This window comes from Streptomyces fumanus, assembly GCF_014655295.1.
Classification (GTDB): domain Bacteria; phylum Actinomycetota; class Actinomycetes; order Streptomycetales; family Streptomycetaceae; genus Streptomyces; species Streptomyces fumanus.
In genome coordinates this window covers 51,168-77,272 of record NZ_BNBI01000025.1, presented here as the reverse complement: position 1 = coordinate 77,272, position 26,105 = coordinate 51,168, and the positions used below count along the sequence as shown (strand labels likewise).

The 26,105-nt window shown below is 71.5% G+C and carries 32 protein-coding genes; 17 read left to right on the top strand and 15 right to left on the bottom strand.

The features are described 5' to 3' along the window. The 8 genes from IE316_RS34900 to IE316_RS34865 all read left to right on the top strand — a co-directional run. Positions 1-347: hypothetical protein (locus IE316_RS34900; RefSeq protein WP_190208586.1), on the top strand; the 347-nt coding region annotated here is incomplete at its 5' end. 2 nt (positions 348-349) lie between these two features. After that, a complete protein-coding gene (locus IE316_RS34895; protein ID WP_229910701.1) occupies positions 350-619 on the top strand; it encodes a hypothetical protein in 270 nt (89 codons plus the stop codon). 7 nt (positions 620-626) lie between these two features. After that, complete coding sequence (locus IE316_RS34890) at positions 627-1,418, top strand: DUF8175 domain-containg protein (protein ID WP_190208584.1); 792 nt, start codon at positions 627-629, stop codon at positions 1,416-1,418. Then, complete coding sequence (locus tag IE316_RS34885) at positions 1,415-2,956, top strand: hypothetical protein (protein WP_190208583.1); 1,542 nt, start codon at positions 1,415-1,417, stop codon at positions 2,954-2,956. Before IE316_RS34890 ends, IE316_RS34885 begins: the two co-directional genes overlap by 4 nt. Beyond that, positions 2,953-4,404, top strand: coding sequence for an SCO6880 family protein (locus IE316_RS34880; RefSeq protein ID WP_229910700.1), 1,452 nt, complete (start codon positions 2,953-2,955; stop codon positions 4,402-4,404). Before IE316_RS34885 ends, IE316_RS34880 begins: the two co-directional genes overlap by 4 nt. 2 nt (positions 4,405-4,406) lie before the next feature. Further along, positions 4,407-5,999 carry a putative type IV secretion/conjugal transfer ATPase gene (locus IE316_RS34875; RefSeq protein WP_190208582.1) on the top strand — a complete coding sequence of 531 codons (1,593 nt, stop codon included), beginning with the start codon at positions 4,407-4,409 and terminating at the stop codon, positions 5,997-5,999. Next, positions 5,996-7,741 carry a type IV secretory system conjugative DNA transfer family protein gene (locus IE316_RS34870; RefSeq protein ID WP_190208581.1) on the top strand — a complete coding sequence of 582 codons (1,746 nt, stop codon included), beginning with the start codon at positions 5,996-5,998 and terminating at the stop codon, positions 7,739-7,741. The genes IE316_RS34875 and IE316_RS34870 overlap by 4 nt, the downstream gene beginning before the upstream one ends. Next, complete coding sequence (locus tag IE316_RS34865; protein ID WP_229910699.1) at positions 7,731-8,312, top strand: DUF4913 domain-containing protein; 582 nt, start codon at positions 7,731-7,733, stop codon at positions 8,310-8,312. Before IE316_RS34870 ends, IE316_RS34865 begins: the two co-directional genes overlap by 11 nt. Positions 8,313-8,381: 69 nt before the next feature. Here IE316_RS34865 and IE316_RS34860 read toward each other — a convergent pair whose 3' ends face one another. Further along, positions 8,382-8,702 carry a hypothetical protein gene (locus IE316_RS34860; protein ID WP_190208580.1) on the bottom strand — a complete coding sequence of 107 codons (321 nt, stop codon included), beginning with the start codon at positions 8,700-8,702 and terminating at the stop codon, positions 8,382-8,384. Between the two features lie 149 nt (positions 8,703-8,851). Between IE316_RS34860 and IE316_RS34855 the strand changes: the two genes are divergently transcribed. Continuing rightward, a complete protein-coding gene (locus IE316_RS34855) occupies positions 8,852-9,688 on the top strand; it encodes a hypothetical protein (protein ID WP_190208579.1) in 837 nt (278 codons plus the stop codon). Between the two features lie 342 nt (positions 9,689-10,030). Here the strand turns inward: IE316_RS34855 and IE316_RS34850 are convergent, their stop codons facing one another. The 11 genes from IE316_RS34850 to IE316_RS35830 are packed head-to-tail and all read right to left on the bottom strand — an operon-like array spanning position 10,031 to position 15,392. Further along, a complete protein-coding gene (locus IE316_RS34850; RefSeq protein ID WP_190208578.1) occupies positions 10,031-10,474 on the bottom strand; it encodes a DUF6197 family protein in 444 nt (147 codons plus the stop codon). Positions 10,475-10,519: 45 nt separating this feature from the next. Next, a complete protein-coding gene (locus IE316_RS34845; protein WP_190208577.1) occupies positions 10,520-11,305 on the bottom strand; it encodes a hypothetical protein in 786 nt (261 codons plus the stop codon). After that, positions 11,302-11,472, bottom strand: coding sequence for a hypothetical protein (locus tag IE316_RS34840; protein WP_190208576.1), 171 nt, complete (start codon positions 11,470-11,472; stop codon positions 11,302-11,304). Before IE316_RS34840 ends, IE316_RS34845 begins: the two co-directional genes overlap by 4 nt. Further along, positions 11,469-12,074: a DUF4326 domain-containing protein gene (locus tag IE316_RS34835; RefSeq protein ID WP_190208575.1), complete on the bottom strand. Its 606-nt coding sequence runs from the start codon at positions 12,072-12,074 to the stop codon at positions 11,469-11,471. Before IE316_RS34835 ends, IE316_RS34840 begins: the two co-directional genes overlap by 4 nt. A 37-nt stretch (positions 12,075-12,111) precedes the next feature. Continuing rightward, the gene (locus tag IE316_RS34830; RefSeq protein WP_190208574.1) at positions 12,112-13,026 is read right to left on the bottom strand and encodes a hypothetical protein; all 915 of its coding nucleotides are present in this window, start codon (positions 13,024-13,026) and stop codon (positions 12,112-12,114) included. Between the two features lie 22 nt (positions 13,027-13,048). Next, positions 13,049-13,495, bottom strand: a complete 447-nt coding sequence (locus tag IE316_RS34825) for a hypothetical protein (RefSeq protein WP_190208573.1) — start codon at positions 13,493-13,495, stop codon at positions 13,049-13,051. Beyond that, positions 13,492-13,914 (bottom strand): hypothetical protein, encoded by a 423-nt coding sequence (locus IE316_RS34820; RefSeq protein ID WP_190208572.1) that lies wholly within the window; start codon positions 13,912-13,914, stop codon positions 13,492-13,494. Before IE316_RS34820 ends, IE316_RS34825 begins: the two co-directional genes overlap by 4 nt. Beyond that, positions 13,911-14,111 (bottom strand): hypothetical protein, encoded by a 201-nt coding sequence (locus tag IE316_RS34815; protein WP_190208571.1) that lies wholly within the window; start codon positions 14,109-14,111, stop codon positions 13,911-13,913. The genes IE316_RS34820 and IE316_RS34815 overlap by 4 nt, the downstream gene beginning before the upstream one ends. Further along, on the bottom strand, positions 14,108-14,416 hold the full coding sequence (locus IE316_RS34810; RefSeq protein WP_190208570.1) for a hypothetical protein: 309 nt from the start codon (positions 14,414-14,416) through the stop codon (positions 14,108-14,110). Before IE316_RS34810 ends, IE316_RS34815 begins: the two co-directional genes overlap by 4 nt. Continuing rightward, positions 14,413-14,709 (bottom strand): hypothetical protein, encoded by a 297-nt coding sequence (locus IE316_RS34805; RefSeq protein ID WP_190208569.1) that lies wholly within the window; start codon positions 14,707-14,709, stop codon positions 14,413-14,415. The genes IE316_RS34810 and IE316_RS34805 overlap by 4 nt, the downstream gene beginning before the upstream one ends. Before the next feature lie 2 nt (positions 14,710-14,711). Continuing rightward, a complete protein-coding gene (locus tag IE316_RS35830) occupies positions 14,712-15,392 on the bottom strand; it encodes a hypothetical protein (RefSeq protein WP_229910698.1) in 681 nt (226 codons plus the stop codon). Positions 15,393-15,705: 313 nt separating this feature from the next. Between IE316_RS35830 and IE316_RS34795 the strand changes: the two genes are divergently transcribed. The 7 genes from IE316_RS34795 to IE316_RS34765 all read left to right on the top strand — a co-directional run bounded on the left by IE316_RS34795 (position 15,706) and on the right by IE316_RS34765 (position 22,352). Further along, positions 15,706-16,698, top strand: a complete 993-nt coding sequence (locus IE316_RS34795) for a cysteine--tRNA ligase (RefSeq protein ID WP_190208568.1) — start codon at positions 15,706-15,708, stop codon at positions 16,696-16,698. A 190-nt stretch (positions 16,699-16,888) separates the two neighbouring features. Continuing rightward, entirely contained in the window at positions 16,889-18,526 is a 1,638-nt protein-coding gene (locus IE316_RS34790; RefSeq protein WP_190208567.1) for a DNA translocase FtsK, read from the top strand. Next, entirely contained in the window at positions 18,523-19,194 is a 672-nt protein-coding gene (locus IE316_RS34785; protein ID WP_190208566.1) for a hypothetical protein, read from the top strand. Before IE316_RS34790 ends, IE316_RS34785 begins: the two co-directional genes overlap by 4 nt. Next, positions 19,191-19,838, top strand: coding sequence for a hypothetical protein (locus tag IE316_RS34780; protein ID WP_190208565.1), 648 nt, complete (start codon positions 19,191-19,193; stop codon positions 19,836-19,838). Before IE316_RS34785 ends, IE316_RS34780 begins: the two co-directional genes overlap by 4 nt. Next, positions 19,835-20,218: a hypothetical protein gene (locus IE316_RS34775; RefSeq protein ID WP_190208564.1), complete on the top strand. Its 384-nt coding sequence runs from the start codon at positions 19,835-19,837 to the stop codon at positions 20,216-20,218. Before IE316_RS34780 ends, IE316_RS34775 begins: the two co-directional genes overlap by 4 nt. Continuing rightward, complete coding sequence (locus IE316_RS35825; protein WP_229910697.1) at positions 20,215-21,222, top strand: hypothetical protein; 1,008 nt, start codon at positions 20,215-20,217, stop codon at positions 21,220-21,222. Before IE316_RS34775 ends, IE316_RS35825 begins: the two co-directional genes overlap by 4 nt. Beyond that, entirely contained in the window at positions 21,219-22,352 is a 1,134-nt protein-coding gene (locus IE316_RS34765; protein WP_190208563.1) for a site-specific integrase, read from the top strand. The genes IE316_RS35825 and IE316_RS34765 overlap by 4 nt, the downstream gene beginning before the upstream one ends. Positions 22,353-22,689: 337 nt before the next feature. Here IE316_RS34765 and IE316_RS34760 read toward each other — a convergent pair whose 3' ends face one another. Further along, positions 22,690-23,247, bottom strand: coding sequence for a hypothetical protein (locus IE316_RS34760; RefSeq protein ID WP_190208562.1), 558 nt, complete (start codon positions 23,245-23,247; stop codon positions 22,690-22,692). Positions 23,248-23,401: 154 nt separating this feature from the next. Between IE316_RS34760 and IE316_RS34755 the strand changes: the two genes are divergently transcribed. After that, a complete protein-coding gene (locus tag IE316_RS34755) occupies positions 23,402-24,772 on the top strand; it encodes an IS4 family transposase (protein ID WP_190208561.1) in 1,371 nt (456 codons plus the stop codon). Positions 24,773-24,946: 174 nt separating this feature from the next. Here the strand turns inward: IE316_RS34755 and IE316_RS34750 are convergent, their stop codons facing one another. Both IE316_RS34750 and IE316_RS34745 read right to left on the bottom strand, forming a co-directional pair. Then, on the bottom strand, positions 24,947-25,297 hold the full coding sequence (locus IE316_RS34750) for a DUF6233 domain-containing protein (protein WP_190208560.1): 351 nt from the start codon (positions 25,295-25,297) through the stop codon (positions 24,947-24,949). Positions 25,298-25,413: 116 nt separating this feature from the next. Continuing rightward, positions 25,414-26,097 carry a hypothetical protein gene (locus tag IE316_RS34745; RefSeq protein ID WP_190208559.1) on the bottom strand — a complete coding sequence of 228 codons (684 nt, stop codon included), beginning with the start codon at positions 26,095-26,097 and terminating at the stop codon, positions 25,414-25,416. Between the last annotated feature and the right edge of the window lie 8 nt (positions 26,098-26,105).

Here is a 26,105-nt window from a genome sequence, read left to right as displayed (position 1 = left end):
GTGGCGCCCAGGCGCGCGTCCTGGCGCCGGGGGAGGTCCTGCCCTACGGGACCGTCCCGGTGCTGGTGACCGACACGACGGTGTACGGGGTGACGCGCCTGGAGGAGACCCTGCTGCGCTGGGGGCCGCTGCCCAGGCCCTGGCTGGTGTGGGTGGCTGACGCCCCGACGCGTCCGGTGCAGGACGCCCGCTTCACGGTCAGGGCCCTGGAGGGGCGCCTGGCCGGCGTCGTGCGACTGCCGTACCTGCCCGTTCTGCGATCCGTGAAGGGGCCCGAGGAGGCCCTGGAGTACAAGGACGTCCAGACCGCCGCCGCGCGGCTGCGGCGCACGATCGAAGGGAAATGACCATGGCGAACCTGGCGGCGCTCATCCCGGGCGCGAAGCCCACCCCCATCCCGGGCATGAACGGCCCCGTCGCCGAGATCTTCGGGTACGGGTTGTGGCTGCTGATCCTCGCCGGCGTCGGCGGGGTCGGCTTCGGTGTCTACAAGCTGGCCGTGTCGGACAAGAGCCGGAATGGCGGCGGCTCCGAACCCTTCAAGTGGATGGGTGGCGGACTCGCGGCCGTCATTTTGTCCAGCTCGCTGATCGCCATCCTCAACGGCATCGCAGGCTGAGGCGGCGATGCGACGCACGAGGGGAACGTGGAACACCAAAGGGACCTGGCTCGCGGGCGGTGTCCTCGCGGCCGTTCTCGCCCTGACGGGTTACGTCGTACTGGCCGGCGGTGACGAGGACTCAGGCACGCCGAGCAAGGGCGGGGCGACCCCGAGCGCGTCCGCACCCGGCCCGTCGGCGACGTACGCGCCGCCCAACGACTGGACCGAGCCGGAGCAGTGGGCTGCGCTTCCGCGGGGGGAGCGCACCGATGAGCGCGGCAGCCAGGTCGGCTACCCGCACACCACCGAGGGCGCCGTCGCCGCGGCGGCGGCCCTGAACACGGTCAGCATCGAGGGCGGCCGCGACACCGTCGACGAGCAGATGCGGATCTATCACTCCTACGTCTCCAAGGCAGACCGGAGCGATGCGCACGCCGAGGAGATCGAGCTGGCAGCGATCCAGACCGACAAGTCCCTGCACCAGGAGATGGGCGTCCCCGTGGGCGAGCCGCTGCCGTCCGGGGCGTACATGCGCAGCAACGTGATCGGCTTCAAGGTCGTGAACGCCTCGAAGGACGAGGTCAGCGTGTGGCTGCTGTCCCGGGCGGCGCAGAAGGGGGGCGAGATGGCCAAGGAGTCGGTGGACTACACCCGCATCCTGAACGCCGTGGTGTGGGAGGACGGCGACTGGAAGCTGTCCGGCGCGGCCACCCAGCGGGCGATGGGAGACGCGCAGAAGGAGCAGCCGAAGATCGTCGCTCCCGGTGACGCCGCCTTCAACACGGCTGGGTGGACAGCCATCCGGGAGGCGTCGTGACCGGGCGTCGTCTGGCGTCCCTGCTGCTGGCGCTGGTGGCCGTGCTCGGCCTGTCGGTGTCCGCGCCGCAGACCGCCCGGGCGGACGGCCCGATCGGCGACAGTATCGAAGCCGGATGCCGGATCATCTCCGGACCGATTCTCGGCACGATCCTGCCCGGTAACGCCGGCGGCAAGGCGCCCGGGCGCCCGGGAAGCGTGACCGGCTGGAGCGGCTGCGACGCGGTCGGCAAGGTCGGCGAGGAGAAGGTCAGGGAGGAGTGGAACAACATCATGGAGTCCCTCCTCGGTGACGTCATCAAGTCCGGCGTTGACGTGGCGAAGTGGGTCATCAAGAAGACGCTCACCTTCGCCCTGCTCGGACCGTCGGTTGACCTGGCCGGCACCGGACTGTGGACCGGGGATACGACGCTCGCGGGCATGCTGACCTGGCTGGGGCTGGTGATCGCCGTGGCCGGGGTGATCTGGAACCTGGGCAGGATGGCGCTCACCGGGCAGGGCAAGTACGCCGGGCGGGCCATGGCCGGATGGGTCGAGAACTTCGTCCTGTCCTTCCTCGGCGTCAGCCTGTTCGCGTCGCTCCTGGTCCTCGGCGATGCGCTGAGCGCGGGACTGGTGAACGCTGTCTTCAAGAACGACGCAGAGGCATACGACCGGATCGTCACGGTGATGCTGCCGACCGGCGTGTCCAACCCCATGACACTTTTGTGCATTGTCCTGGTGCTGCTGCTGGTCGGCTTCGTCCAGATGGTGATGATCTTCCTGCGGCTGAGCGCGATCCCCATCATCTGCCTGCTGATCCCTGTGGCCGGCGGGGGACGCACGGGCGGCGAGGCCACCCGGAAATGGGCCCCGGCCCTGATCACGGCGGGCATGGTCATCGTGGCCTACAAGCCCATGGTGGCCGTCATCATCTGCACCGGGTTCGCCGAGTTCGGTGAGGCCAAAACACTCACCGAGTGGCTTCGCGGCTGCGCGACGCTGGTCCTTGCCGTGCTGGCGCCCGGCCCGCTCACCAAGGTCTTCGCCCCCTTCGGGGCGGCGGCCGGTGCCGGGCTCAGCGCAGGGGGCGCGAGCGGCGCCCTGTCTGCGGCCGCCAGCTACTTCGGTGGCAAGAGCGGCGCGAAGGGCGACAAGGGCAGCGCCGGCGAGGGAGGCGACCGGCAGGCGGACGCCATCCGTCACATGCAGATGGTCGAGCAGAACATGGGCCCCCGGAGCCGGGGCCAGGGCGGCGACGGCGGTTCCGGGAAGGACGGCGGCCAGGGCAGCGACGCCCAGACACAGGCATCCCGCAACCAGACTGGCCGTGTGCCGGGCCAGACCGGGCCCGAGGGCGCCCCCGGTGCCGATGCAGCATCCACCGGCGGCAAGGCGGCCGGAACCTCGAACGGCACCGCGTCCGGCGGCGGCACGGCGGCCGCCGGTGGAGCCGCCGCCGGCGCGGGCGTCGTCGGAGCAGGAATCCAGATCCTGGACGGCGTCAACGACGCCGTCCAGAGCGGCAGTGGACAGATGGGCGGAGGGAACCAGCAGTGACAGCCCATGAAGTGCCGCAGACCCTGATGGTCGAAGGCTTCCGGGCCCGCCGCAGCTTCGGCTTCGGCGGGCTGTCGCGGACCGCGACGATGCTCGCGGCCGCCGTACTGACGGCCGACGGCCTGATCGCCACGCAGATGCCGATCTCCCTGCTGGTCACCCTGCCGGTGACCGGCGCGTTCTTCGTGCTGGCCGCCGCCCGCCGTCACGGCATGTCCGCCCTGTCCTACTACTGGGCCCGGGTGGCCTGGAAACGAGCGTCGCGCTTCGACGCCACCTCCTACCGGCGACTTCTCCTGCCCCACCCGTACGCCCTGGACCTGCCGGGCGTCGGCGCGAGCAGCACCCTGATCAGAGCGCACGACCCGACGACCGGACGGGCCGTCGGCGTCGTGCACGACCGCGCGACCGGCTACATGACCGTCACCACCCTGCTCGCGCCGGGCGGCAGCCTCATGGCGCCCACCGGAGCCGTGCAGAGCAGCCTGCGCACCTGGTCGTCCGTGCTGGACGCGATGAGCACGGACGACCAGGTCAAGGGCGCCAGCGTGACCATCCAGATCACCCCCGGCGCCGGAGAGGCGCTAGGTGACGACGTCAGGGCCCGCAAGGACCCGGGCGCGCCCGCGCTGGCGAAGAAGGTCATCGACGACCTGGTGCGCACGACCCCGCACGCCACCGCGAGCGTCGCTCCGTGGATGAGCGTCACGGTGGACCCGCACGCCTCGGCCACCCCGCCGGCGGATCTCGCCGAGCAGGTCGCCGAAGCGCTGCGGGTGGTGGACTCCCTGGACCTGTCCGGCACGGGCACGGACATCGAGCGCAGGGCGACTGACATCGACCTGCGCCGGATCGTGCGCAGCGCGTACGACCCCGACGTCTTCAACGCCCGCGACCAGGAGTTCGAGGAGCTGTCGTGGTCGGAGTGCGGGCCGCAGGCCGCCGACGACGACTGGGAGACCTACGCCCACGACGGCGGGGTGTCGGTGAGCTGGGTGCTGCGCGAGATGCCGCGCCGCCCCATCCCCTACTCCGTGCTGCTGCCGCTGCTGGCCCCCGGCCGCTACCAGCGGCGCATCACCATCGCCTACCGGGTCCTGGACCCGCTGGAGGGCGAGGCGGTGCTGGAACGCGAGATCTCCCACGCCCGTCAGCGCGAGCAGGCGACCGCCGAGGTCAAGGGCCGCGCGAAGTGGAGCCAGCGGGCCGACTCCCAGCGCGCGGAGAAGGCTGCCGCCCAGATGGCCGCAGGCGCCCAGGTGGTCGACTGGACGCTGATGGTCACCGTCACGGCCCGCAGCACCGCCGACCTGCCCGCCGCCCGCCAGGAACTGGCCCGGGCGGTCAAGGCGACCCGGGGCATCCGGATGCGGCCGGCGTACGGGGCACAGGCCGCGATCTTCGCGGCCGGTCTGCCTCTTGGATACTCGCCGCTGGTGAAGGACTGACGATGGCACGCAAACCAAAGCCGGTGCCGCTGACCACGCCCAAGCGCGTGGTCAAGGTGGTCGAACAGAGCCCGACGCGTGAGGAGCGGCGGGCCGAGAAGAGGCTCAAGGGGCGCTTCGCCCCGCGCTTGGGCTGGGGCGGACGGTTTAGCGGCCGCGCGCCGGTCGAGGACACCGGCACCGTCTACACCGGGCCGACCAGCCAGGCCGGCGGCATCTACCCCTTCCTGCTCGGGTCGGGCCTGCCGCCGCGCGGCGTGCCCGTCGGCCGGGATCTGCTGACCGGCGAGTTGGTGTGTATTGATCCGTCCGGGTGGACGGGCAAGCTGACCACCAACCCGGGTGTCTGGGTGATGAGCCAGCCGGGCGCGGGCAAGAGTGCGCTGGTCAAGCGCGTGTGCATGGTCTACACGGCGTACGGATTCATGACCGTGGTGCCCGGCGACGTCAAGGGCGAGTACAGCGACATGATCCGCGAGCTGGGCGGGTCGGTGGTCCGGATCGGCGACGGCATCGGCCGCCTGAACCCCCTGGACAGCGGCCCGCTGAAGGGGCGCGTGCAGTCGCTGACGACGGAACGGCGCGAGGCCCTGCTGGACGTCCTCAACGGCCGGCGCCTGGAGACGCTGGTCGCGCTGCTGTCGACCAAACACGGACTGGGACGGTCCCCCAACGAGATCGAGCGCAGCGCGCTGGACACCGCCGTGCAGGTCGCCTCCGCAGCTCAGGAGTCGGGCAGCGACCCGGTGGTCGCCGACGTCGTGCAGGTTCTGCGGGCGGCCCCCGAGGAGCTGCGGACCAAGCTCGCCGCGGAGGGCGAGCGGTACCAGGACCTGACGAGGAGCGTCATCGCCGGACTCGACAACCTCATCGGCGGCCCCCTCAAGGGCCTGTTCGACGGACCCACGACGACCCCTCTGGACATCGGCGCCCCGGCCGTGTCGGTGGACATCTCCGCCCTGCGGGCCCGCGGCAACGATGTGGTCAGCGCGGGCATGATCGCCACGTGGGCGTACACCTACAGCGCCATCGACAGCGCCCGCAGCATCGGCATGATGGACCGCTCCCTCGTGTTGCCAATGGACGAGATGTGGCGGGCCCTGCGCTCCGGACCCGGACTCGTGGACGCGATGGACGCGATCTCCCGGCTGAACCGCACCACGAACGATGTGACGATCTACGTCACCCACTCACTGCTGGACGTCGAGGCGCTGCCGACGGAGACCGACCGGGCCAAGGCCCGCGGCTTGATGGACCGGTGCGACACATGGGTGATCGGCGCATCCTCCGAGGAGGAACTGCGCCGGGTCACCGGCAAACGCAGCCTCACCGAGCAGGAGCGCATGATGATCGGCTCATGGTCGTCGGCGACCAGCACCGGGCTCGACATCGACCCCACCTACGACGACGCCGGCGACAGCGCCCCCCTGGAGGAAGAAGGCACCCGGCACCCCGGGCGCGGCAAGTACCTGATCAAGATCGGCACCCGGCCCGGGATCGCGGCCGCGCTGGAGCTGACGGCCACGGAGCTGCGGCTCTACCGCACGGACAACAACCGCCGCCGGGCGACCGCTACGGGAGGTGGACGCGCATGATGACGGAGAACGACCGGGCATGGGCGGCCGGGGGCATCCTGCTCGGCGGCGCCGTGACGCTGTCCGTGTCGACGTGGGCCGGTGCCGCCGCTGGCGCCGTGCTGACCGGGAACGAGGCCGCCCCGTTCCCCACCTCCCTGGTGGGCGCTTTCCAGATGGTCACCGATTGGTCGACGGCGTGGCCGCACTCCCAGACCGCGTCCGTCGTGGGTGCCACCGTGGCGGACCTGGCCGTCGTGGTGTTCATCATCTGGGGGCTGCGCTCGGCCTTCAAGTGGTTCCGCAACCCCTCCAGCCTGGCCACGCTGCACCAGGTGCGCGAGCTGACGCCGAAACACGCGGCCCGGACCGCCACCCGGCTGCGGGCCTCGCTGCAGGGCATCAACCCTAAGGAGCTTCCCGCCCGCGACCGGGGTGTTCTCCTCGGCGACCACCTGCCGTCCGGGGTCGAGCTGCGCGGCAGTGACGAGGACACCTTCGTCGCCATCATGGCGCCCCGCGCGGGAAAGTCCACCAGCCTCGCCATCCCGGTCGCGGAGGAGGCCCCGGGCGCCCTGCTGATGACCAGCAACAAGGCCGACGTCTACGCGGCGACGTTGGCGAGCCGTTCGACGGTGGGTCACGCCTGGATTCTCGACACCCAGGGTGTGGCCCAGGCCGAGCGGCAGATGTGGTGGGACATGATCGCCCAGGCGGAGACGCTGGAGGGCGCCGAGCGCCTGGCCTCCCACTTCGTCAACCAGATCACCAGCGAGCAAGCCGATCCGTTCTGGAGCCAGGCCGCCGGCGATTTGCTCGTGGGTCTGTTCCGGGCCGCGTACTGGGAGGGCGGCAGTGTCCGGGACGTCATGAAGTGGCTGTCCGATCCGAAGGAGAAGGCGCCGCTGCGTGTCCTGTACGCGAACGAGCCGGTGCTCGCCGAGCAGGTGGACTCCTCGATCAACATTGCCGCGGAGACCCAGTCCGGAATTTATCAAAATGCCCGAACTGCGGTCAGTGCGCTGCGTGATGAGAAGGTGCTCGCGTGGGTCACACCGGACAAGCACCACCCGCGGTTCGACCCCGAGGAGTTCGCCCTCAGCAAGGACACCCTGTACCTGCTGTCGAAGAAGGGCGGCCCGGCGAGCGCGGTCGTGGCCGCCCTGGCGGACGCCGTGTTCACCTCCGGGGCCGAGGCGGGCGAACGCCACGGCGGCCGCCTGCCGGAGCCGATGCGCGCCGTCCTGGACGAGGCCGCGAACATCTGCCGTATCGCCGACCTACCCGACCTGTACTCCCACCTCGGATCTCGCGGGATCACCCCGTTCGTGATCCTCCAGAGCTACCGGCAGGGTGTGAAGGCGTGGGGCGAGGTCGGCATGGACTCCATGTGGAGCGCGGCCACGAAAAAGATCATCGGTGTTGGCATGGACGACGCGAAGTTCGCTCAGGACGTGTCCACGCTGACTGGCGCCCATTACGTCGAGCGCGGCTCGTACTCCAAGTCCAAGGACGGCGGCAGCCGGAGCTGGAGCGAGCAGCGCGAACAGGTGCTCGACCCGGCCGAGATCCGCGCCATGAAGCGGGGTACGGCCCTGCTGCTGGCCACCGGCATGCCGGTGGCGCAGATCAGCCTGCGCCCCTGGTACGCGGAGCGGCTGATGGAGCACATCGGCCCGCAGATGAAGGCCGAGGAGCAGGCCATCACCAAGCGCGCGGTCGCCGCGTATGAGCAGAGGAAGGCGGCACGCAGTGGCCGATGAGCCCGAGGGCGTCCCGGAGCTGAACGTGCCCATCGGCATGTTCGAGGACATCGAGGACCTTAAGACCAAGGTCGCAAGCCTGACGTCCCTGGTCGAGCAGCTCACCGGGGGTGAGGGCGGGGAACCGGGCGAGGCATTGGTCGACAAGGAGGAAACGGCCGGCGAGGGCGACGAGGAAGAGGAGTGGCAGTACCCGCCGTTCATCTTGTTGCTGGACCCGCCGGAGTACGACGACGAGCTGCGAGCCCTGATCGAGTGGGTGGAGGGCGTACTGGTGCCCGGCTACCTTGCCGAGCCGTCCGTCGATGCCCGGTGGTGCCACCTGTGGTGGGAGCACCCCGTGGCCATCGCCCGCCTCCACGCGGTGTGGCTGGCCTGGCAGGAGCTGACGGACCCGGCGTCCTGCGGGTACACCGGACCCTCGGTCTGGCACCGTGACCACTTGGACCCCGCCCTGCGGGAGCTGCGCGCCTCCACTGGCCCGTTCGCAGGCTGCACCAAGGGTGAGCACCAGATCGACCACCGCATGCCCGGCCTGGTGCCCAGCGCCTGGACGCACGCCGTGGACTGATACAGCGCCACATGCCGACGGGCCGCCGGGGAACGTCTCTCGGCGGCCCGTCGGCATCACCCGACCCCGCTACCGGCCGCCGATCGACCGGATCACCGTTGCCGCGTCTGTGTCCTGGTCGCTCAGCAGGGACACGTCGGTGGCGAGGATGGCCAGTCTCCCGGCCATGGCCATCAGCATGCTCGGCAGGATGCATTCCGGGTCCGAGCCCGCCGTGACGATCCGGGCGAAGGACCGCTCTAGCTCGCTGGAGAACTCTGCCTCCAGGTCGGCGCCCTGCTGCTCCGGGGACCGCGCGTCGGGGACGGTGAGATGTTCCATGCTGCGGTCGGCCATGAGGCAGGCCAGACGGGTGCACTCCTCATCGAGGGCGGCCATGTCGACGTACACGCGGGACTCCTTCGCCGGGTAGTTCAGGACTCCTGCATACCGGACGGCACCGTCAGGGCGCCGCCAACAGACCTGAGTTGGGCCAGCACGCGGCCAACTCACCCTCAAAACTCACCTCTTAAGAGGTGAGTTTCAGCTAGGGTGGATCCATGACCACCGAAGCCGTCGCCCACATCCCCGAGCCCGCACCCGCCCCGACCCTGGAGGCCGTGTCCGACCTGCCCGCCGAGGTCACGGTCGCCGCGATTGCCGCCGGAGTCACCTCCGCCCTGGTGAACGCCTGGGACGCGATCCGCGCCCGGCACAAGGACGTTCCCGAGGCCGTCATCAGCATGGCCACCGGCGGCCGCGCGAGCGCGGTCGAGCTGGCCCACTTCGCGCCCCGCCGGTGGAAGCTGCGCGAGGGCGACGACGTCCACCACGAGGTGTTCGTCACCGCCGAGTCACTCGCCGACGGCGCGGCCAAGGTCTTTGGCTACCTCCTGCACGAGGCCACCCACGCGGCCAACGAGGCACGCGGCGTCAAGGACTGCTCGGCGAGCCAGTACCACAACAAGGAGTTCCGGGAGATGGCCGAGGCCATGGGACTCGTCCAGCGCCCCGACGTCGGCGAGAAGTGGAAGAAGAAGTACGGCTTCGCCGGTACGGAGCTGGGGGAGGAGGCGGCGAAGACCTACGCCAAGGAGATCGCCGCACTCGACAAGGCGATGCGCGCCACCCGCACCCCCGACATCTTCGCCACCCGCACCCGCGGCGGCAGCGGCGGCGACGGCAAGGGCGGGACCACCGACGACGCGGACACCGCCGACGCCGGCGGGGACGGCGAGGCGCCGACCGGGAAGAAGGAGGACCGCAACTACGTCAAGGCGGTCTGCAAGTGCGAGCCATCGCCCGCGGTCATCCGGGTCTCGCCGAAGACGCTGGAGCGCCGCAACATCATGTGCGGCGACTGCATGGAGAACTTCGCGCCGGAGGAGTCCACCTGACACGGGTGCAGGGCTATCGTGATGGTGCCGTCGTGGTCCCGGGATGGTGTCCTGGCAGTAAGCACAGGCAGAGGTCTCTTGAGAGGCTCCGGGACGCCCGTCGGTGCCGTCATCCCTGCTCCCCGGTCAGCGCTGACGCAGGTGGTCTATCTGGCCAGATAACCCGCGGGCCCCGGCGGTCCCCCTTCGAGGGGGAGCCGGGGCCCGCGTCGTTGTGTCCGCGCCGCCGTGGTGCACCAGGTGCAGCACCTAGGGGGTCAGGCGGAGTGCGAACCCTCCCCACCGGCCAGCACCGGAAGTCCCAGCGGTGAAGGGTGTTCTATCTGGCCAGATAAATTGCGCCTACGGCAGCGGGGGGTTCGGCGTGCCCGTGCCGGGCTGCTCCGGGCCGACGTGGCGGGCGATCTTGGCGGCCGTGCGGCAGAGCGTCACGACCTCTTCCAGGGTCCGGGTGGAGTGCTGGCTCCAGATCTCGTAGTCGACGTACGGGGCGCCCATGACGACCTGGAGCAGCGTCTCCATCACCGTGCGGGCGATGAAGCGGGTGTCGGCGTCGCCCTGGCCGTCCTTGGCGGTGCTGGCGAGGGCGTCGGACAGGTGGTGGCCGGTGAAGGGGGCGTAGAGCTGGGGGTCCCAGTTCTCGCGCTCCATCAGGTGGGCCGCGGCCTCCAGGTGGTGGGCGACGGCTTCGCCGGTCACCCGGTGGCCGCTGAGCCCGAACCACGTGTCGGGCTCGCTGAGCTGCGCGGCAGCCTGGCTGGCGAGGGTGTCGAGGGAGCTGGTCATGCGGGGTGTCCTTCCGGGAGAGAGGTGGTGGGTGGATGGTGCGGTTCAGACGGCCCGCAGGCGGCGCGGGGATCGGGCCGGGGGCGGGTTGCCCGGGTCGGGCCAGTCGTCGGCGGAGAGGCCGTATGAGGGCGGCTTCCAGCTCGCCGGGGCGTAGTGCCGGTAGACGTCCTCCCACGGCGCCTTGAAGTACGCCGACAGCAGGCCGCCGCGGTTCGGGATCGGCTCGGGGGCGGCCGCGTTCTGCTCGCGGACCTGCTCGGCGACGCGTTCGGCGTGGTCGACGTGCCGCTTGCAGAACCAGTGCGGCAGCACCCAGCCGGTGCGCGGGTCCAGCTCCAGCACCTTGTGGTGGGAGTCGGCGCCGCAGATCTGCCGCTCGTTGCGGACGTCGACCGGCGGGACGTAGCCCGGGCCGACGTGTACGACCGGCTCCGGCAGCGGCCGCAGCGGCACCGCGGCCGCCTCGTCCTGGCTTGTGGCGGGTCGGCGCGGCCGGTAGACGTACGGCCGCAGGCGCGGTGCCTCGCAGCCCGGTGCCTGCCCGGGGCCCCAGTCGGCGGCCGCGCGGGGCGGCTCGTAGCGGGGCGCGTCGTCGGCGACCAGGGCGTCGAACCGGGGGCGCCCGGTCGCCGGGTTCCGGCCCAGGGCCCGGGCGGCGGTGTTCAGCACCCTCCCGGGCTCGCCCGGGGCGACGAACAGGGCGTACGCCACGGCCAGCAGCAGCTCCCGCGCCGGCGGGGCCGCCCGGCGGTCGCCGTAGATCCGGTGCACGGTCTTGGCGTACGTCTCCGCCCGGTCCAGCCGGGGCAGTTCGTCCGGCGCGCTCACTCCGGCTCCCCGTCGGCGGTCCGGGCGACGAACGGGAGCCGGGTGGCCCGGTCCGCGTCGCTGTCCTCGGGCTCCGCGTCGATGACGACGACCTCCCGCGCGGCGGGCCGGGCGACGAACGGCAGTCGCGCGGCGCGCTCGGCGTGGTTCTCCTCGGGCGCGCTCACGCGAACACCTCCACCAGCCGGACCGTCACCGCGTCCTCGTGCAGCCGCTGCTTCTTCAGGTAGTGGTTCCAGGTGCGGCTGTCGCAGCGCTGCGGCACGCCGTCGCCCGGGTCGAAGTCGACCAGGCAGTCGAGGTCCACGTCGCGGGTCAGGACGGCGGCCAGGGCGTCGGCGTCGTACATCGGCTCCAGGCCGTGATGGACGCGCTGCCGGTCGACCCGGGCGCGGGTCGCGGCGGTGCGCACCTCCAGGGCGAGCGGGGAGAGCGCGGCCCACTCCAGCAGCACGTCGCCGTGGCACGGCTCGCCGGGCTCGCACGGGCAGGCCAGGTCCATGCCGCGCAGCTCCGGCAGCCGGGTGAGGATCTTCTCCCGGCGCCGGTCGCTCTCGTCGGCGGTCCAGTTGGCGCGGCTTCCGCGCAGCCACGGACGGAACTCGGCGATGACCGTCGCGCGGGCCTCCGGCTCCTTGTAGCCGATGTCCATGAGCTGCGCGACGGTGAACGGGTTGCCGAAGTCGGAGGTGCGGTCCACGATCATGCACCGTTCGGGCTTGCGCCAGCCGCGGTCGCGGCGGCGCTGGATGCGGGTGCAGGTACGCATCGGATACGGTCCTTTCGCTGGTCAGATGCGGGAAGGGTCAGTGCGTCGGCCGCGCGTGGATCGGGATGTGGATCTCCCCGCCGCCGCAGTCGAAGTCGGACCACTCGTGCTCGGGGGCGAGCGCCCATCCGTTGTCCGTCGCGGCGCGCACCGTCTCCCGGACCGCCTCGCTCCTGCTGGCGTAGTCCCCCAGGGCCACGGACGCGAGCGGCATGCCGAGGTCGGCGGTGTAGGTGTCCACCGAGGCCAGCCACCTCCCGCCGCTCTGGAGGAGCAGGAGGTGCGTGGCCACCAGACCGGCGCGGGCGGCGAGTTCGAGGTAGCGGGCGTGGTCGGTCTGCATCACCAGCCCCTCGTACTCCGGGAAGTAGGCGGCGAGGTCCTGGTGCGCGTCCTGGTCGCCTTCCTGCGCCTTGCGCAGTACGGCAACGGCGTCTGCGATCCTCTCGGGGGCGAGGGCGTCGTTGGGGGCAGTGGCTGTTGCCGCCTGCGTGACGCTCTCCCGGAGCAGGACGGGGACGGGCGGACGCGGAACGGCGGGGAGGTTCCAGTTGACCCACTGGCCGTTCTCGACCGAGCCGACCTGCACCATCACCGGACCGTCGTTCTCCTGCCGGGCGTGGGAGATCCACACCCGAGTCTCGTTGTAGACCGTGGGGTCGATCGTGGGGTCGGCGAACTCCGTCTCGAACGGTGTGACGGTGAGGTCGTCCTCGCGCTGGTACGCGGCCACGAGGCGGTCGAAGTCCTCCTCGGCGGTGGCGAGGAAGTAGGCGTGCCGTCGTGTCGGGTCGGTGACGCAGGCGAAGCGGACGTTCGGTGCGGGAGGCGGGTACACGGTGGCTCCTGTCGGGGTGGGTTCGATGTGGTGCACGGCGGTGAAGTCGTCGGGCATGCGCCGGTTGGCCGGCCGCAGCGCGTTCCGGGTCATGCAGGTGCCGACGTCGGGCACAACAGGAAGCCCCTGGTCGTCGTCACCCCTGCCTCCCGGTCATCCGTTCCACGGCGGCGGCGAGTTCACCGCGCTCGGCGGCCTCCTCCGCCTCGGTCAGCCGCCGCAAGGCGTCCGCGACGGTGACCTTCGGGTCGACGCGGGCGGCCTCCGTGAGCGGCTGGTTCAGCGCCTCGTAGCCGGTGGTGTAGCCCTCGTGGTAGCGGCAGAGCTGGTCCGCCACTTCACCGCAGGCCGGGCAGTTCTCCCAGTCGGCGGCGTCGTACGGCTCGATCTCCATGGGCACGTCGCCGGTGGCGGGCAGCTCCAGCGCGGCGTGCGGCCGGGCCACGCCGAGGACGCGCTGCGACCAGTCCTCGGGCAGGGCGCGCACCTGCATGGCGAGCGCGGCGGCCACCGCGGGCTGGTGCTCGATGAGGTGCTGCCACAGCGTGTCCGCCGTGGTCAGCGCGTCGGGCGATAACGTCATGTCGTCTCCTCATGGACGGGGTTGGCGGCGGGCAGGTTGATGCGGACCCGGGAGGCGGGGCGGTCGCGGCCGCAGACGAGGCAGACGGCGTCCGCCCGGCGGGCGTTGTTGGTGTCGCAGTCGGGGCACTTCCAGACGGGTTCCGTCGGCGCCCCCTCCGGCTGCACGCGGCGGTCGGGAAGACCGTGCTCGCGCATCACGTCGGACGCGGTCTCGACCAGGGCGCCGGACAGCTCGATCTCCAGCGCGTCGACCACCTCCGGGTGGTCCTCGGGACGGTGACCCCACTCGATCAGGAGGTTCGCGGCGACGTCGCGCATGCCGGTCATCGGCGACCAGTAGCAGGCGCGCAGCCACTCGAACTCGCCCCGGGGCAGGCACACGTACGCCGGGTCCTGGGTGATGTCGTAGCCGATCATCCCAGCCCCCAGCGGCGCCCGACGAAGTAGCCGAGGACGGCGCTGCCGCCGATCTGGGCGACCAGCCAGAGCGCGCACCCGAGCAGGAAGCGCGTCCAGGACAGGTCACCGCCGCCGGGCAGCCACACGGCGGCCGCCGTGGCGATGCCGAGCAGTCCGGCCGGCAGCACCGCGAGCAGGATCGTGCGGAGGCTCATGCCGGTCCCTCCGTCGCGGTCTCCTCGGGCAGCGGCTCCCAGGTGCCGGTCAGCCGGTCCAGGGCCACCCACGTGCCGTCCGCGCGGCGGTCGGCGTAGGCGTTGGTCTGCTGGCTGCGCGCGGTCCACACGGAGACGCCGCCCGGGACGCCGAGGTCGTCCAGGAACTTCCGCGCCTCGCGGAAGGTGGTGGAGCGCTGCTCGCGCCCGGCGCACCGGATGACCTCCCCGTCGGGCGTGGTCCGGGTGGTGCTCTCGGTGGCGTAGAAGACCCGCTTGGCGTTGCGCGGGATGCGGGTGGTCACGGCTGCTGGTCCTCCTCGTAGTTGTCCCAGTCGCCCGCGGCCGCGCGGCGCGCGTCGTGGGTGAGCAGGAGGTCGTGCTTGTCGGCGAAGTTGAGGGCGTGGTCGGCGCAGACCCGCTGGTGCCGCTTGCTGGTGCGCCCGGCCCGCCCGGTGACGTAGCTGTAGGAGGTGACCCAGGTCGGGGACTTCGCGCAGCCGCGGGCACCGCACGTCTCGCCCAGCTCGATGGCGAGCGCGAGCTTGTCGCCGGTGAGCGGGACGACCGCGTGCCCCCATGCCGTGCTGGCGCCCATGGTCAGCTCCTCGGGGTGTGGTTGGCGTCGCGGCTGGTGTCCAGGTGGGAGGCGGTGCCCTCCTCGTCCACCTCGTACGGCTGGAGGCAGACGTGGCACTCCATCACGCCGTCGTCCTCGTCCTCGTCGTCGTGCGGCAGTGAACCGCCGTCCGCGTCAACGAGGTTTACGCCCGGGTCGGCGACGATCCGCACCCTGGTGGTGGTCTTGCCGGGGCCGCCCGGGGTGATTCCCATGGCCTCTGCGGCGCCCTTGGCGATGGCCATGCGGGCGATGGCGGACCGGAAGACGGGAACGTTCTCGCTGGTCATCTCGTACCCCTTGGCCTTCTGCCACGAGGGGTTCTCCGGGTCGTACACCACGGTGATGGGCGCCCGGGTGCCCTCCGGCCACCAGCCCTCGCGCACGCCGCGCGGGATGGCCCGGGACAGGGCGACCGTCGGCCCGTTGAGCTTGCCGAGGACGCTGCGCAGGGTGTCGGCATCGGCGTAGCCGTCGCCGTCGACCACGACCATCTCGGCGAACCGGCGGGCGCCGGCGGGGAGCGAACGGAGGTAGCGTTCGGCGCGCTCGACCGTCCACTCGGTGTCCGCGGTGACCGCCAGTTCGTGACGGTGCTCGGCGAGCAGGTCGAGCAGTTTCCGCTCGAACTCCTCCGAGGCGCCTTCAATGGTGATCTTCATGAGACCTTCCGACAGATACTTGCCCGGTTCTCCGGGGCGTACATGGGGAGTATGACCCGCCGGACCCCTCTCCGTATAGACCCCGGAGAAGTTGGCGAGATTTCTACACTCGTTCGGGTGATATGGTGGCACGGTGCGTCTCGGCTCGGATAATGTGCCATATCCGAGGCGACAAACCGGACACGAGGCGGCGTCAAGTTCCCGGTCCGCGAAGGACCCGAAAGTGTCGAACGGCTCGACATGTCGACTGACTCGACACTATGGTCCGGTAAGTGTCGAGTCAGTCGACACTTATTCGGATGGAGGAGACGACGTGCCCGAGCACGACGACGGCGTACCGCGCGGGGATGCCGCCCCGCCGCAGCCGCCCCCCGCCCCGGCGGCCCTCACCGCCGGCGGCCCGGACAAGACGTCCGCCGCGGCGCCCCCGGAGTTCACCGCGCGGCTGCGCGCCCGGGTCGAGGAGGCGGGCGGCATGCTGCTGCCGGTCGCCACGTACGAGGAGGCGGACATGGTGCGCGCCTCCCTCGCCGCGCTGCGGGGGTGGGCCGCCCGCCGGGAGCGGCTGCCGGACAACCGGGCCGACCTGATGGCCGCCGCCTGGTGGGCGGGCACCCGCACCATCGCCGGTCTCGCCGCGGCCGCGGGCGTCTCCCGCGACACCGTGTACGAGGACCTGCGCGCCCGCGGCATCGAGCCCACCGACAAGGAGGCCGCGCCCGCACCGACGCCGCAGTACACGCCGCTGGCGGCCGACGCCGTGCACGAACTCGCCCTGCTGATGGACTCCGTGGTGCGCCCGGCGATGCTCGGCGCCGGCGCCGACCCGCTCGCCGAGACGGCCTGGGACCTGACCAGGGCCTTCTTCCGCATCGCCGAACTGCTCGACCGGGACAGCGACGCCCACCGGCAGTGGGGCCGTGACGAACTGGTCCACGACCTGGTCGATCGGCTGCGCGCGGCCCTGCACCACGCGCAGGTCCTCGCCGCCGAGGGGGTGAGCGGGGAGCACCTGGCCGGACGGGCCCTGGCCCGGATCTCGGACCGGCTCGCCGCCGAGCAGTGGGTAGTGGAGGACGCCACCGTGCGGCTGCTCCACCTGGACGGCGACCGGGTCGAGGTCGGCATCCGCCAGGCCGAGCGGCGCGACGCCGCCCCCGAGGGATGGACTCTGCTGGACACCGCCAGGCCGCTCGGGGAGCTGACCGGCGCCGACCATCTCGCCCTTAGGGCCGCTCTCGACACGATCGCCGATACCTTGGCCCGCTCCCTCGCCCACCAGGTCCCGCAGCCGGGGCACCGGTGAACGGCCCGGCCGCGCCGGCGGCTGAGTCAACACGTCCGTATCCGGGGCAGCTTGAACTGTTCCGGGTGCAGGTCCGGTCGCACCTCACCATCGACTACGTCCGTCCGGACGGCGGTCCGCTCACCAGTGCCGACTTCGACCGCCTCGCCCGAGTCGCCCGGGCTGCTCTCACGCGAGAGGGTGACTGCCCATGACGCGGATCGGCACGGAGGCGGACAGCCGGGACTACGCTGCGGCGGTGCACCTCGCCACCCAGTTCGGGCACGTCTCCCAGTCGACCCTGCAACGCCGCCTGCGCATCGGCTATCGCGCGGCCGCCGCGCTCCAGGACCGCCTGCTAGCCGACGGACACCTCACCGGCGTGGCCCTGGCCTCCGAGCGAAAGGAGCAGCGGGCCAAGGCGCTGCGGGCCCACGCCGAAGCCACCGCAGCGATGGCCGCCTACGAGACGCGCGGCCGGTACGACCTGCCCCGCGACGGCTGGAGCTGCTACCAGGACGCCGCACAGGTGGCCCGGGACGCGCTGGAGGCCGTGCGCTTCTACGAGGACCCCACCGACCTGCCGATTCCTGTCACCGGAAAGGCCGATTTCCTTATGTCCCTGAGTGTCCCCCTGCTGGCGCCGGGCGATCCCGCCCACCGCTACACCGTCCACCTGCACCGCGTGCGCTGGAGCGTCGGCGCGGTCTCCGTACCGCTCACCGCCGACCGCCTCACCGCACTGAGGGAGAACGCCCAGGGGCTCCTGCGGATGGTCTCCGCGTGCGTCGCCGCCGAGCTGGCCGAGCCCGACGTCGAGGTCACCGAGCACCCCGACGGCTCCGCCGAGGCGGTGGCCCGCGTGCTGTGCACCGAGGACGATTGCGCCGCCGTCGCCGAGCGCTACCGCCGGGACGCCGACGAGGACGTCGAGGCGGAGGCCGCCCAGAACTGGGCCGCCACCAAGCTCCAGGACCAGACCGTCGAACTCCTCCGACTCCGCGCCGAGCTGGAGAAGACCACCCCCGGCAAGACGGCCGCATCGGCCACGGACATGCTCGCCGCCCTGCTGTCCGTCCAGCAGGAGCGCACCGGCGGTCAGGGCGACCGCATCGTGCTGACGCTGGACGAGGCCGCCGACCTCTTCCGCATGTCCGGCCTGTTCCCCGATCAGACCCCGCAGGCCGCGCGGGCGGAGATGGAGCGCCTGATCCGCACCGGCCGCAAGCCGTACCCGGTCGAGTCCGAGGGCAAGACCCGGTTCGAGCCCCACCGCGTCACCGACTTCGATACCGCCCCCGACACCGTGACCTGGGTGGGACCGGCCCGGGGCTCGATGACCCCGACGCTCACGGCCGAGGGCCGGGAACACCTGGACCTGCCGAACGCCTTCCACATGGCGCCCGAGCACCTGGTGCGCGAGACCGAGACGCTGGCCCGCTCCGTCGCTGCGGGCGAGACCCGCACCCTCGGCGTGCGGCGGCTCGCGGAGCTGTGCGGGGAGCTGGCCCGCCGCCACGGCGCCGAACCGCAGCCCCGGCCGTGCCCGGGCCCGGGAGGGTGCCGGGAGGACGACGACCCTACGCACGACCTGGTGCACCGGATCGGGCACCGGCCCCGCGCCGTGGCGGCCGGCGAGGTGCGGGCCGCCCGCATCACGACCGGTCCGATGATGCCGCTGCACACGCTCCCGGAGACGCTCCCGGACGACGACGCGGCTCTCGTGCTGGTCTACCGCAAGGACACCCCGGGTCTCGGTCTGCTGGACGCCCTCCTCTCCGGCAGCGAGGACGCCGTACAGGACACCATCACCGGCACCCTTCGGTGGCTCACCGCGGATGGGAAGTGACCGCCATGATGCTCACCTCCGTCACCCTGCCCGACGGCACCGCCGCCGTGGTGCACACCGCCACTCTCGGATGGGGCGAAGACCTCATCGAGGAGCGCGGACTGCCCGCCCTCTACCGAATCGTGCTGGACGAGCTGAACGAGGCCGCGACCTGCACGGCCGTACGGGAGCACGACGGCGGCGTGCTGGTGGAGTCGCTGCACGGCGGACCGGGCGTGCTCGCGTACGCGCTGGCCCTGTGCACCGCCCCGGAGTGCCGCGCGGCCGCCGAGTCCTACGAGAAGGAGAGCGGCGGCCCGCACCCGGGCATGGACTTCGAGCGCGCCTGGGCCAGCAAGCAGGCCGTCGGCGACCAGGACGACCAGGAGACGCTCCAGGAGTACCTGGCCGCCGACATCCAGGACGTCAACCTCCACTGGCTCCAGCAGACCGACCCCGACGCGGCCCGGATCTTCCGGCCCGGCTGCTTCACCGACAGCCTGCTCGACCTCGCCCACCCGGTGTCCGGCCACGTCGCATTCGACCTGGGGCGGGCCCTGGAGCAGTACGCGGCCGCCAAGCGCGACGAGGGCCGGATGGATCGCTACGGCGCTCTGTTCGCCGGGACCGCCGACTACCAGTGGGACGCCTTCCTCCCCGCCGGCGCGACGACGGAGGCCGCCCGATGAGCAGTTCCGACGCCATCGCCGCCCACCTGGAGTGGCAGCCGTTCGCCCACCGGGCGGACTGCGCCAAGCCCGTCTGGGAGATCGATCACCAGATCGTGTCCGACAAGCTGCGCCCGCGCCGGGAGGGCCCGGAGCACTCGTGCCCCAACGAGGAGTGCGGCCACCAGGACCACTACGACCGGATCACCGTGCGGCTGCTGTGCCGGTCTTGCGACACGGTCCGCCTGATCAGCGGCGAGGAGCACAGCACCGAGACGACCACCACGGCGCGCATCGGCTACGGCCAGCCCCCCAAGAGGGTGGCCGGACTGTGGCTCTACCCCGGTCCACCGCTGCTGAAGTGGATGGCCCCCGGCGCTGGCCCCGGCGCCTACCTCTGCTCCCTCCAGAAGGTCGACCGGCTGTCGGAGGACGACATCGTCGGCGCCGTCACCGAAGGCCGGGGCAAGCGCGGCGGCACGGTCTGGCACGCGGCCATCGGGCCCGAATTCCGCCCGCCCGCCCGTGGCCTGTCGGGCTACGCGGTCTGGGCGAAGACCAGCGGCGAGAAGCCGTTCACGTCCGTCGCCGCGGCGGCGAAGTGGGTGGCGGCGGAACTGGACACGGCCGCCGCGACCGAGACGAAGGAGGACCAGGAGCAGTGAGTGCCACCGACCAGATCGACGGCACGGCCGTCGTCGCCACGTACTTCGAGGACCGGATCACCGAGGCGCAGAAGGAGGTCGAGGCGGCCCGGGCCGCGCTCGCCGCCGCCGAGGCCAAGGTCGAGCAGCGGCAGGGTGAGCGGGACGCGTTCGCCCGGGACGGCTCGCTGCCCCCGGCCGCGTACAACAGCGCCACCGGCCAGCCGGAGTGGGAGCTGTGCCAGTGGGCGCAGACCCGCAGCGCCCGCCTGGCCTTCAAGGACCTGACCCCCGCCGGTGACCGCGCCTTCGACCGGTCGCGGGCCGAGGAGAAGGCGGTCCACCTGTGGCTGCGCGAGCGCGGCCGCATCGTCCCCGCACCGTTCGGAGAGAAGGCATGACCGACCAGCACACCTCCGAGAACACGGTCCGCCGCCCCAGAGACGTTCCGGCCGGCACACCGCTCACGGTCCTCGCGCAGCACCGCGCCGAGGCCGGTGCCCGGCTGCACACCGAACACGACCGCGACCAGGACGCCGTCGTCGGCGACGCCCTGACGCAGCTCGCCGTGGGCGAAGCGATCCGGCGGGCCGTGCGCACCGAGCGCGGCGGCATGGTTGCGCAGGCGCTGCGGCTCGGGGCGACGTGGGACCAGGTGGCGGCCGCGCTCGACACCACCGTGCTGGCGGCGGTCGACGACCTGCGGGTGTGGGCCGAGGGGCAGCGCACCCTCTACCACCAGCACCTCGCGCAGAACGCGGACGTGCTGGTCGGCCTGGACGAGGAGACGTACGACGCGGTGATGCGGTGGGTGGCGTTCGGCCTCGGATGGTCCGCCGACGAGGCCCGTGACGCCCGTGCAAAGCAGGCGCCCCGGCTGCGGGCAGCGGTCGCCGCGGCGCCGATGGTGGACACCGTCGGCGAACTGCGGGCCCTGCTGGAGCAGCTCCCCGAGGAGATGCCGCTGTCCTTGGACGACCACCACCGGGCCCTGCCCGGTGAACCCGACCAGGTGCACACCATCCACCCCCGGCTGGTCGCCACCGTCTCCGGGCTCACCACCGAGGCGGAGACCACCCAGCCCGGACTGATGCTCACCCAGGTGTACGTGCCCTTCCCCGCGGAGGACGAGGAGCAAGCCGCCGTCGCCACCCGCGACGACCTGCCCGCGTACGGCGAACTCCCGCGCGCCGCCTACCACCTGGAGCGCGGCGAGCTGCGTCCCGGACTCAAGGACGTCGCCGAGGTTCTGGCGGAGCTGGCCCACCTGGTGGGCGAGGTCGCGGCGGACTTCACGGAGCACGACGAGGACGGCTCGCAGCTCAAGGTCGAGGCGAAGCGGATCAGCCACGCCGCCGAGCGGGTCGGCAAGCTGGCCGACACGGTGGATGAGGTCGCCGAGTGACGACCGCCGAGGAGTACGGGACCGCACTGGAGCCGGTGGAGGTGGTCGACGCCGAGCTGGTGGAGGACGACGTCCCCGGCGCCGGCGAGGTCGCCGTGCACGACCCGGTGGCCGCCGTCCTGGCCGCGCTGGACACCAAGGCCGTCGAGGACCTGTACGACCGCCGCCCACACAAGACCAAGACCGGGTACGCCCGGGACTGGGAGCTGTGGCAGGAGTTCCACCGGTGGCTCGAAGACCAGACCGGCACCCGCCTGCCGGACAGCGCCATCACGGTCGGCACCTACGTGGCGTTCGTAAAGTGGCTGGACGAGGTCAAGGAGGCCGCCCCGAACAGCATCGAGCGCCGGGTGACCGGGGTGGCCTCCGAGGCCCGCAGGCATGGCTACGAGGTGCCCAAGGCTGCCCGGGCGGCGGCCACACAGGCACTCAAGCCGCTCAAACTGGACGAGGAGCGGCAGAGGCGCGGCCGCGGGAAGGCCGCCGCGATTACCCCGGCCGACCTGCGGAAGATGAACACCGCGCCGCGCGAGCGTGCCCCGCAGCCGGACGCCCGACGCCGCCAGGTGCTCATCGTGCCGGAGCTGGCCCGGCTGCGGGACAGGAGCCTGCACACCATGCGGTTCGCCATCGCGGGCCGCAACAGCGAATTGAGCAAGCTGGACGACACCGGCATCCGTCTCGTGGCGGAGGGCCTGGAAGTCCACGTGCCCAGCGTGAAGGGCCGGCCAGCCCGCGACGTCGTCGTCTCCTACGGCGAGAACGCCGACACCTGCGCGGTGCGCTGCTGGCTCGCGTGGAAGGAGGCCAAGCTCGCCGCCGGCGCGGAGCCCGACGGACCCGCGTACCTGCCCGTCGATCAGTGGGGAAACCTCGGCGCTGGGCGGCTGTCGCCCGACGGCTGCGGCCGGGCAATGACCCGCTCCGCGAAGTACGCGGGGATGACCGGGCGGCGGATCACCGGGCACTCCGGCCGCCGAGGACTGGTCACCACCGGTCGCCGCAAGGGCAAGCGGTCGGAGAAGCTGCGGACCCAGGGCGGCTGGTCAAAGAACTCACCGGTGTTCTGGGAGTACGTGGACGAGGGCGACAAGTGGGCAGACAACGCGACCGAGGGGATCGGCCTGTGAAGAGGGAACTCGGCGGCACGCTGTACGAGGGGACGCCGCGGTGGTGGCCGTGTCGACCGGCCTGCCCGACACCGACCTGATGACCCTCGGTCGTCACCTGGGGCCGTACGGCGGCCCGTACTGGCACCTGAGCGTCGGTTGCATCCCGCTCTGACGCCCGATCACGCCCGCCGGACGGCACAGGCCGCGGTGCCGTCCGGCGCGCACCCAGCGCAACCCCTCTCTTCCTGCCCGCGCCGGTCGGTGCCGCGGGGAGCGGGGGTCTGGGGGCCGGCGAAGGCCAATGCAGTTGCCTTAAGCCGACGAACTCCTAGCGTCCGTCGTAACCGTCGACGATTTAAGGACGTCGGTTGAGTTCTTCCTGGGCTGCTGCGGTGAAGGTGCGGATTGCTTCGTCCAGCTTCTCTCGATCGTCGTAGAGCTCGTTGACGGTCTCCCGTCTTGCCGCGCCCCTGGCCCCCCAGGCCGCAGTTGCCACGAGCCCTTCCGCATGGTCGTGAGCTGCACGGACGGACTCTGTAACGCTCTCCGGCCCCTCCAACTCCACTACGGCAAAGGCGGCCCGCACTGGCTCGATGGGAGCTGCCTCAAGCAGTTGGCAGACTCGAACCGCTTGTAGGGCCAGATCAGGAACGAGAACCCCTGCGGCTTGAAATTCTTCATAAGCCTGCCTGTTACAGCGGTCCACGTCGGTTGCGCTCGCGAACTCTCGGAGAGCCTGAAGAAGGGCCGCGTAAGCGTCGCGCTGGTGCTGTCGACGTACTGCGTCAATCGGCCCGTGGTGTGCTCCTCGGGCTTGCAGGCGGCCGGCGGCATAAGCAGCCCCCGCTGCGAGAACAGCAACGGGCGCAGCGATCAGTGCAGAGGTGACGGCAGGATCCACATGCGCGATCATTGCGCACCTGGCCAGCCACATGCACCCGGTATGCAGGCTTCTACTCGCCTCCGTCAACGGCTCGTAAGGCCAGTGCGGTTGCTCTTGAACGGGGTGTGTCGTTGCTCAGCTCGTGGATGGGTGGGGGCCGGGGTGCCGGTCGCGTATAGGGATCTTGACCAAGGTGTTCACGCCGGAATTGGTGGACGCGGCCGTCGTCAAACACGGGCGGAGCGAGCAACGCCGCCGCCTGCTACCCGCCCGGCTCGTTGTGTACTTCGTGCTTGGCCTGTGTCTGTTCGCCCGGGAGTCGTACGAAGAGGTGGTACGCATGCTGACCAGCGGAATACCCGGGAGTCGTGCCCTAGCGAAGGTGAATCGCTCATCGTTGTGCCGGGCACGCAACCGACTTGGTGAAGAAGTGCTGGAGACGGTATTCCGGCAGGTAGCCGGTCCACTGGCCACCCTGGAGACGCCGGGCGCCTGGTGGCGCGGCCTGCGCCTGCTGGCCCTGGACGGCACGCAGTTCGACGTGCCGGACTCGGTGAGCAACGGCGACACCTTCGACGGCCCCTCCACCGGCGGCACGCCGTTCGGCTTCCCGCAGGTGCGGGCCGCCGTGCTCGCGGAGATCGGCACCCACGCTGTCCTGGACGCCGGTCTGGGCGGCTACCGGGACGGCGAACGCCGCCTGGCCTACCCGCTGGCCAGCTCGACCGGCCCCGGCGACCTCGTCGTCGCCGACCGGGGGTTCTGGTCTGTTGAGTTCGTTAACGCCTTCACCTCCTCCGGCGCTCACCTGCTGGTCAGGCTCCAGTCCAACCACCTCGGCACCACACAGGCTGACCTTCCGGACGGCTCTCGGCTGTCGCTGATGCGCCCCGGCAAGGACGTCCGGCTCCGGGCCGCCCGCGAAGGGCGGGTCTTGCCGAAGGAGACCACCTACCGCGTCATCACCTTCACCAAGGACGACAAGGTGGTGCACCTGGGAACGTCCTTGCTGGACACCCAGCAGTACCCGGCGGACGAGCTGATCGCCCTTTACCAGCAGCGCTGGGAGATCGAGCTGGCCTTCGACGAGATCAAGAACCACCTGGGGCCCGGTGGACCACTCCGATCCCGCACCCCTGAAGCGGTGCGACAGGAACTGTGGGCCCTGCTCGCGGTCCACCAGGCCGTCCGCCGGTTCGCGCACGACGCCGCGGCCAACGGCCCCGTCGTGGACCCGGACCGGCTCTCCTACCTGCGCTGTGTCCGGATTGCCCGCCGTAGCGTGCCGCTCCAGCACGGCGCCGGCCACCGCAAGGTGATGGGTGCCTGGGCTGAGGCCGCCGCCGAAGCACGTACCCGACTGCTGCCGCCTCGGTCGGGCCGAGACTGGCCCCGAGCGATCAAGAAACCGTCACGGTGGCCGATTCTCAGAACTCGGAGTGGCCGCAGCAAGGTCGAGCCGGGGCGGTGGGCCGCCAACCAGACCAAGAAGGTGAAGAAGTACCGCGGCGCTGGCAGGCCCGTGCCTCGTGCTCAACCCTCTTCACCTCCCTAAAGCAACTGCATTGGCCGGCGAAGGCCCCCAGCGGCCACCGGCTTCACCCCGTACAAGCCCGTCCGGAGCTGTTCCCGGGCCTGGACCACGTAGGGCGGGCCCGGCTGCTGTGCGCGCGGTGGGCTGTTGCCAGGCTCACGTGTGGGCGAGTTCCCGCACGGGCGCCGGTCCGCGTCAGTCGAGCACGCCCAGTTCTGTGTCCGGGCGGCAGTGCACGCACGGCGTCACGTGCTGCCGCAGGGCATCGAGGGCCTGTTCCCGGCTGACTGGCCGGCACCGGCCGCTCTTGGCTGCGGCCCAGCAACCGCCGAGGTGGACGGCGTCGAGGTTCGCACGGTTCAGGCCGTACTGGATCAGCCAGGCCGGAGGTGGCGGCCGCCGCTCCTCTGCCTGTCGGCGTTCGGCATCGCGCCGTTCCTCGTCAGCGATCCACCCGTCGATCTGGGCCAGCGCCGCCGTCGCCTGCTGGACCACGACGCGGCGCGCGAAGTGGAGCAAATCGAGACGAGACGGCTTGTCGTTCACGCGTTCGATTCTAGACCGAGGCATCTGCCCCGGCCCGACCGGCTCCGTGCTCCGCCCTTCACAAACGAAGACCTCCGGGCGTCCCGGAGGTCTTCACATGCGTACACACGGTAGCCTCAGCCCGTGCGCCCCATCTCGCGTGAGGTAGCCGTGGGGAGCTTGGCGAGCGGGGACCGGCGTCCCTTCGGTGTCGCACGGACGGCATCCCAGTCGACCCGGGACGAGCGGAGCACCCGGTCGAGGTCGGCTTGCCGGTACAGCCGGACGACGACGCCCTTGTACCAGGAGGAGACGGTGGTCTCCGAGTGGGTGAGCAGGCCCGCGCGCAGGAGATGGTCGAAGTCGGCTGCGCGCAGCCCGAGGGCGGCCGCAGCGTCGTCCCGGGTGTAGGTGCGGCCGGCGGCGGAGGCCCGGGCGACCTTGCGGCGGTCGGTGAAGCGCTCCAGCGTCAGCCCGCAGTACAGCGTGTGTCCCTTGTACTCCCCGCGCCGCGGAAGGTGGCCCCGCCGGGCGAGTTCGGCGGCGGTGCCCGGGTGAACGGTCAAGCCCACGAACTTCTCGGCGAGGTGTTTCTCCGCGCGGTCCGCACCGACGTCGGGCAGAGTGCCGACCTCCGCGCGCACCGCGTCGAGGCGTGCGGTGACCTCGTTGAAGACGTCCGCCGACCAGCGGCCGCCCCGGTCGGCGGGCGGGATGAGGCCCAGGCGTAAGGCCCGCTCGACCTGCCACTCCGCGAAGCCGAGCCGGTCGCCGAACTGGCGCGGCCCGTAGTCGGCGAGGGGCTTGAAGGTGGTGGTCACGTCGCTCC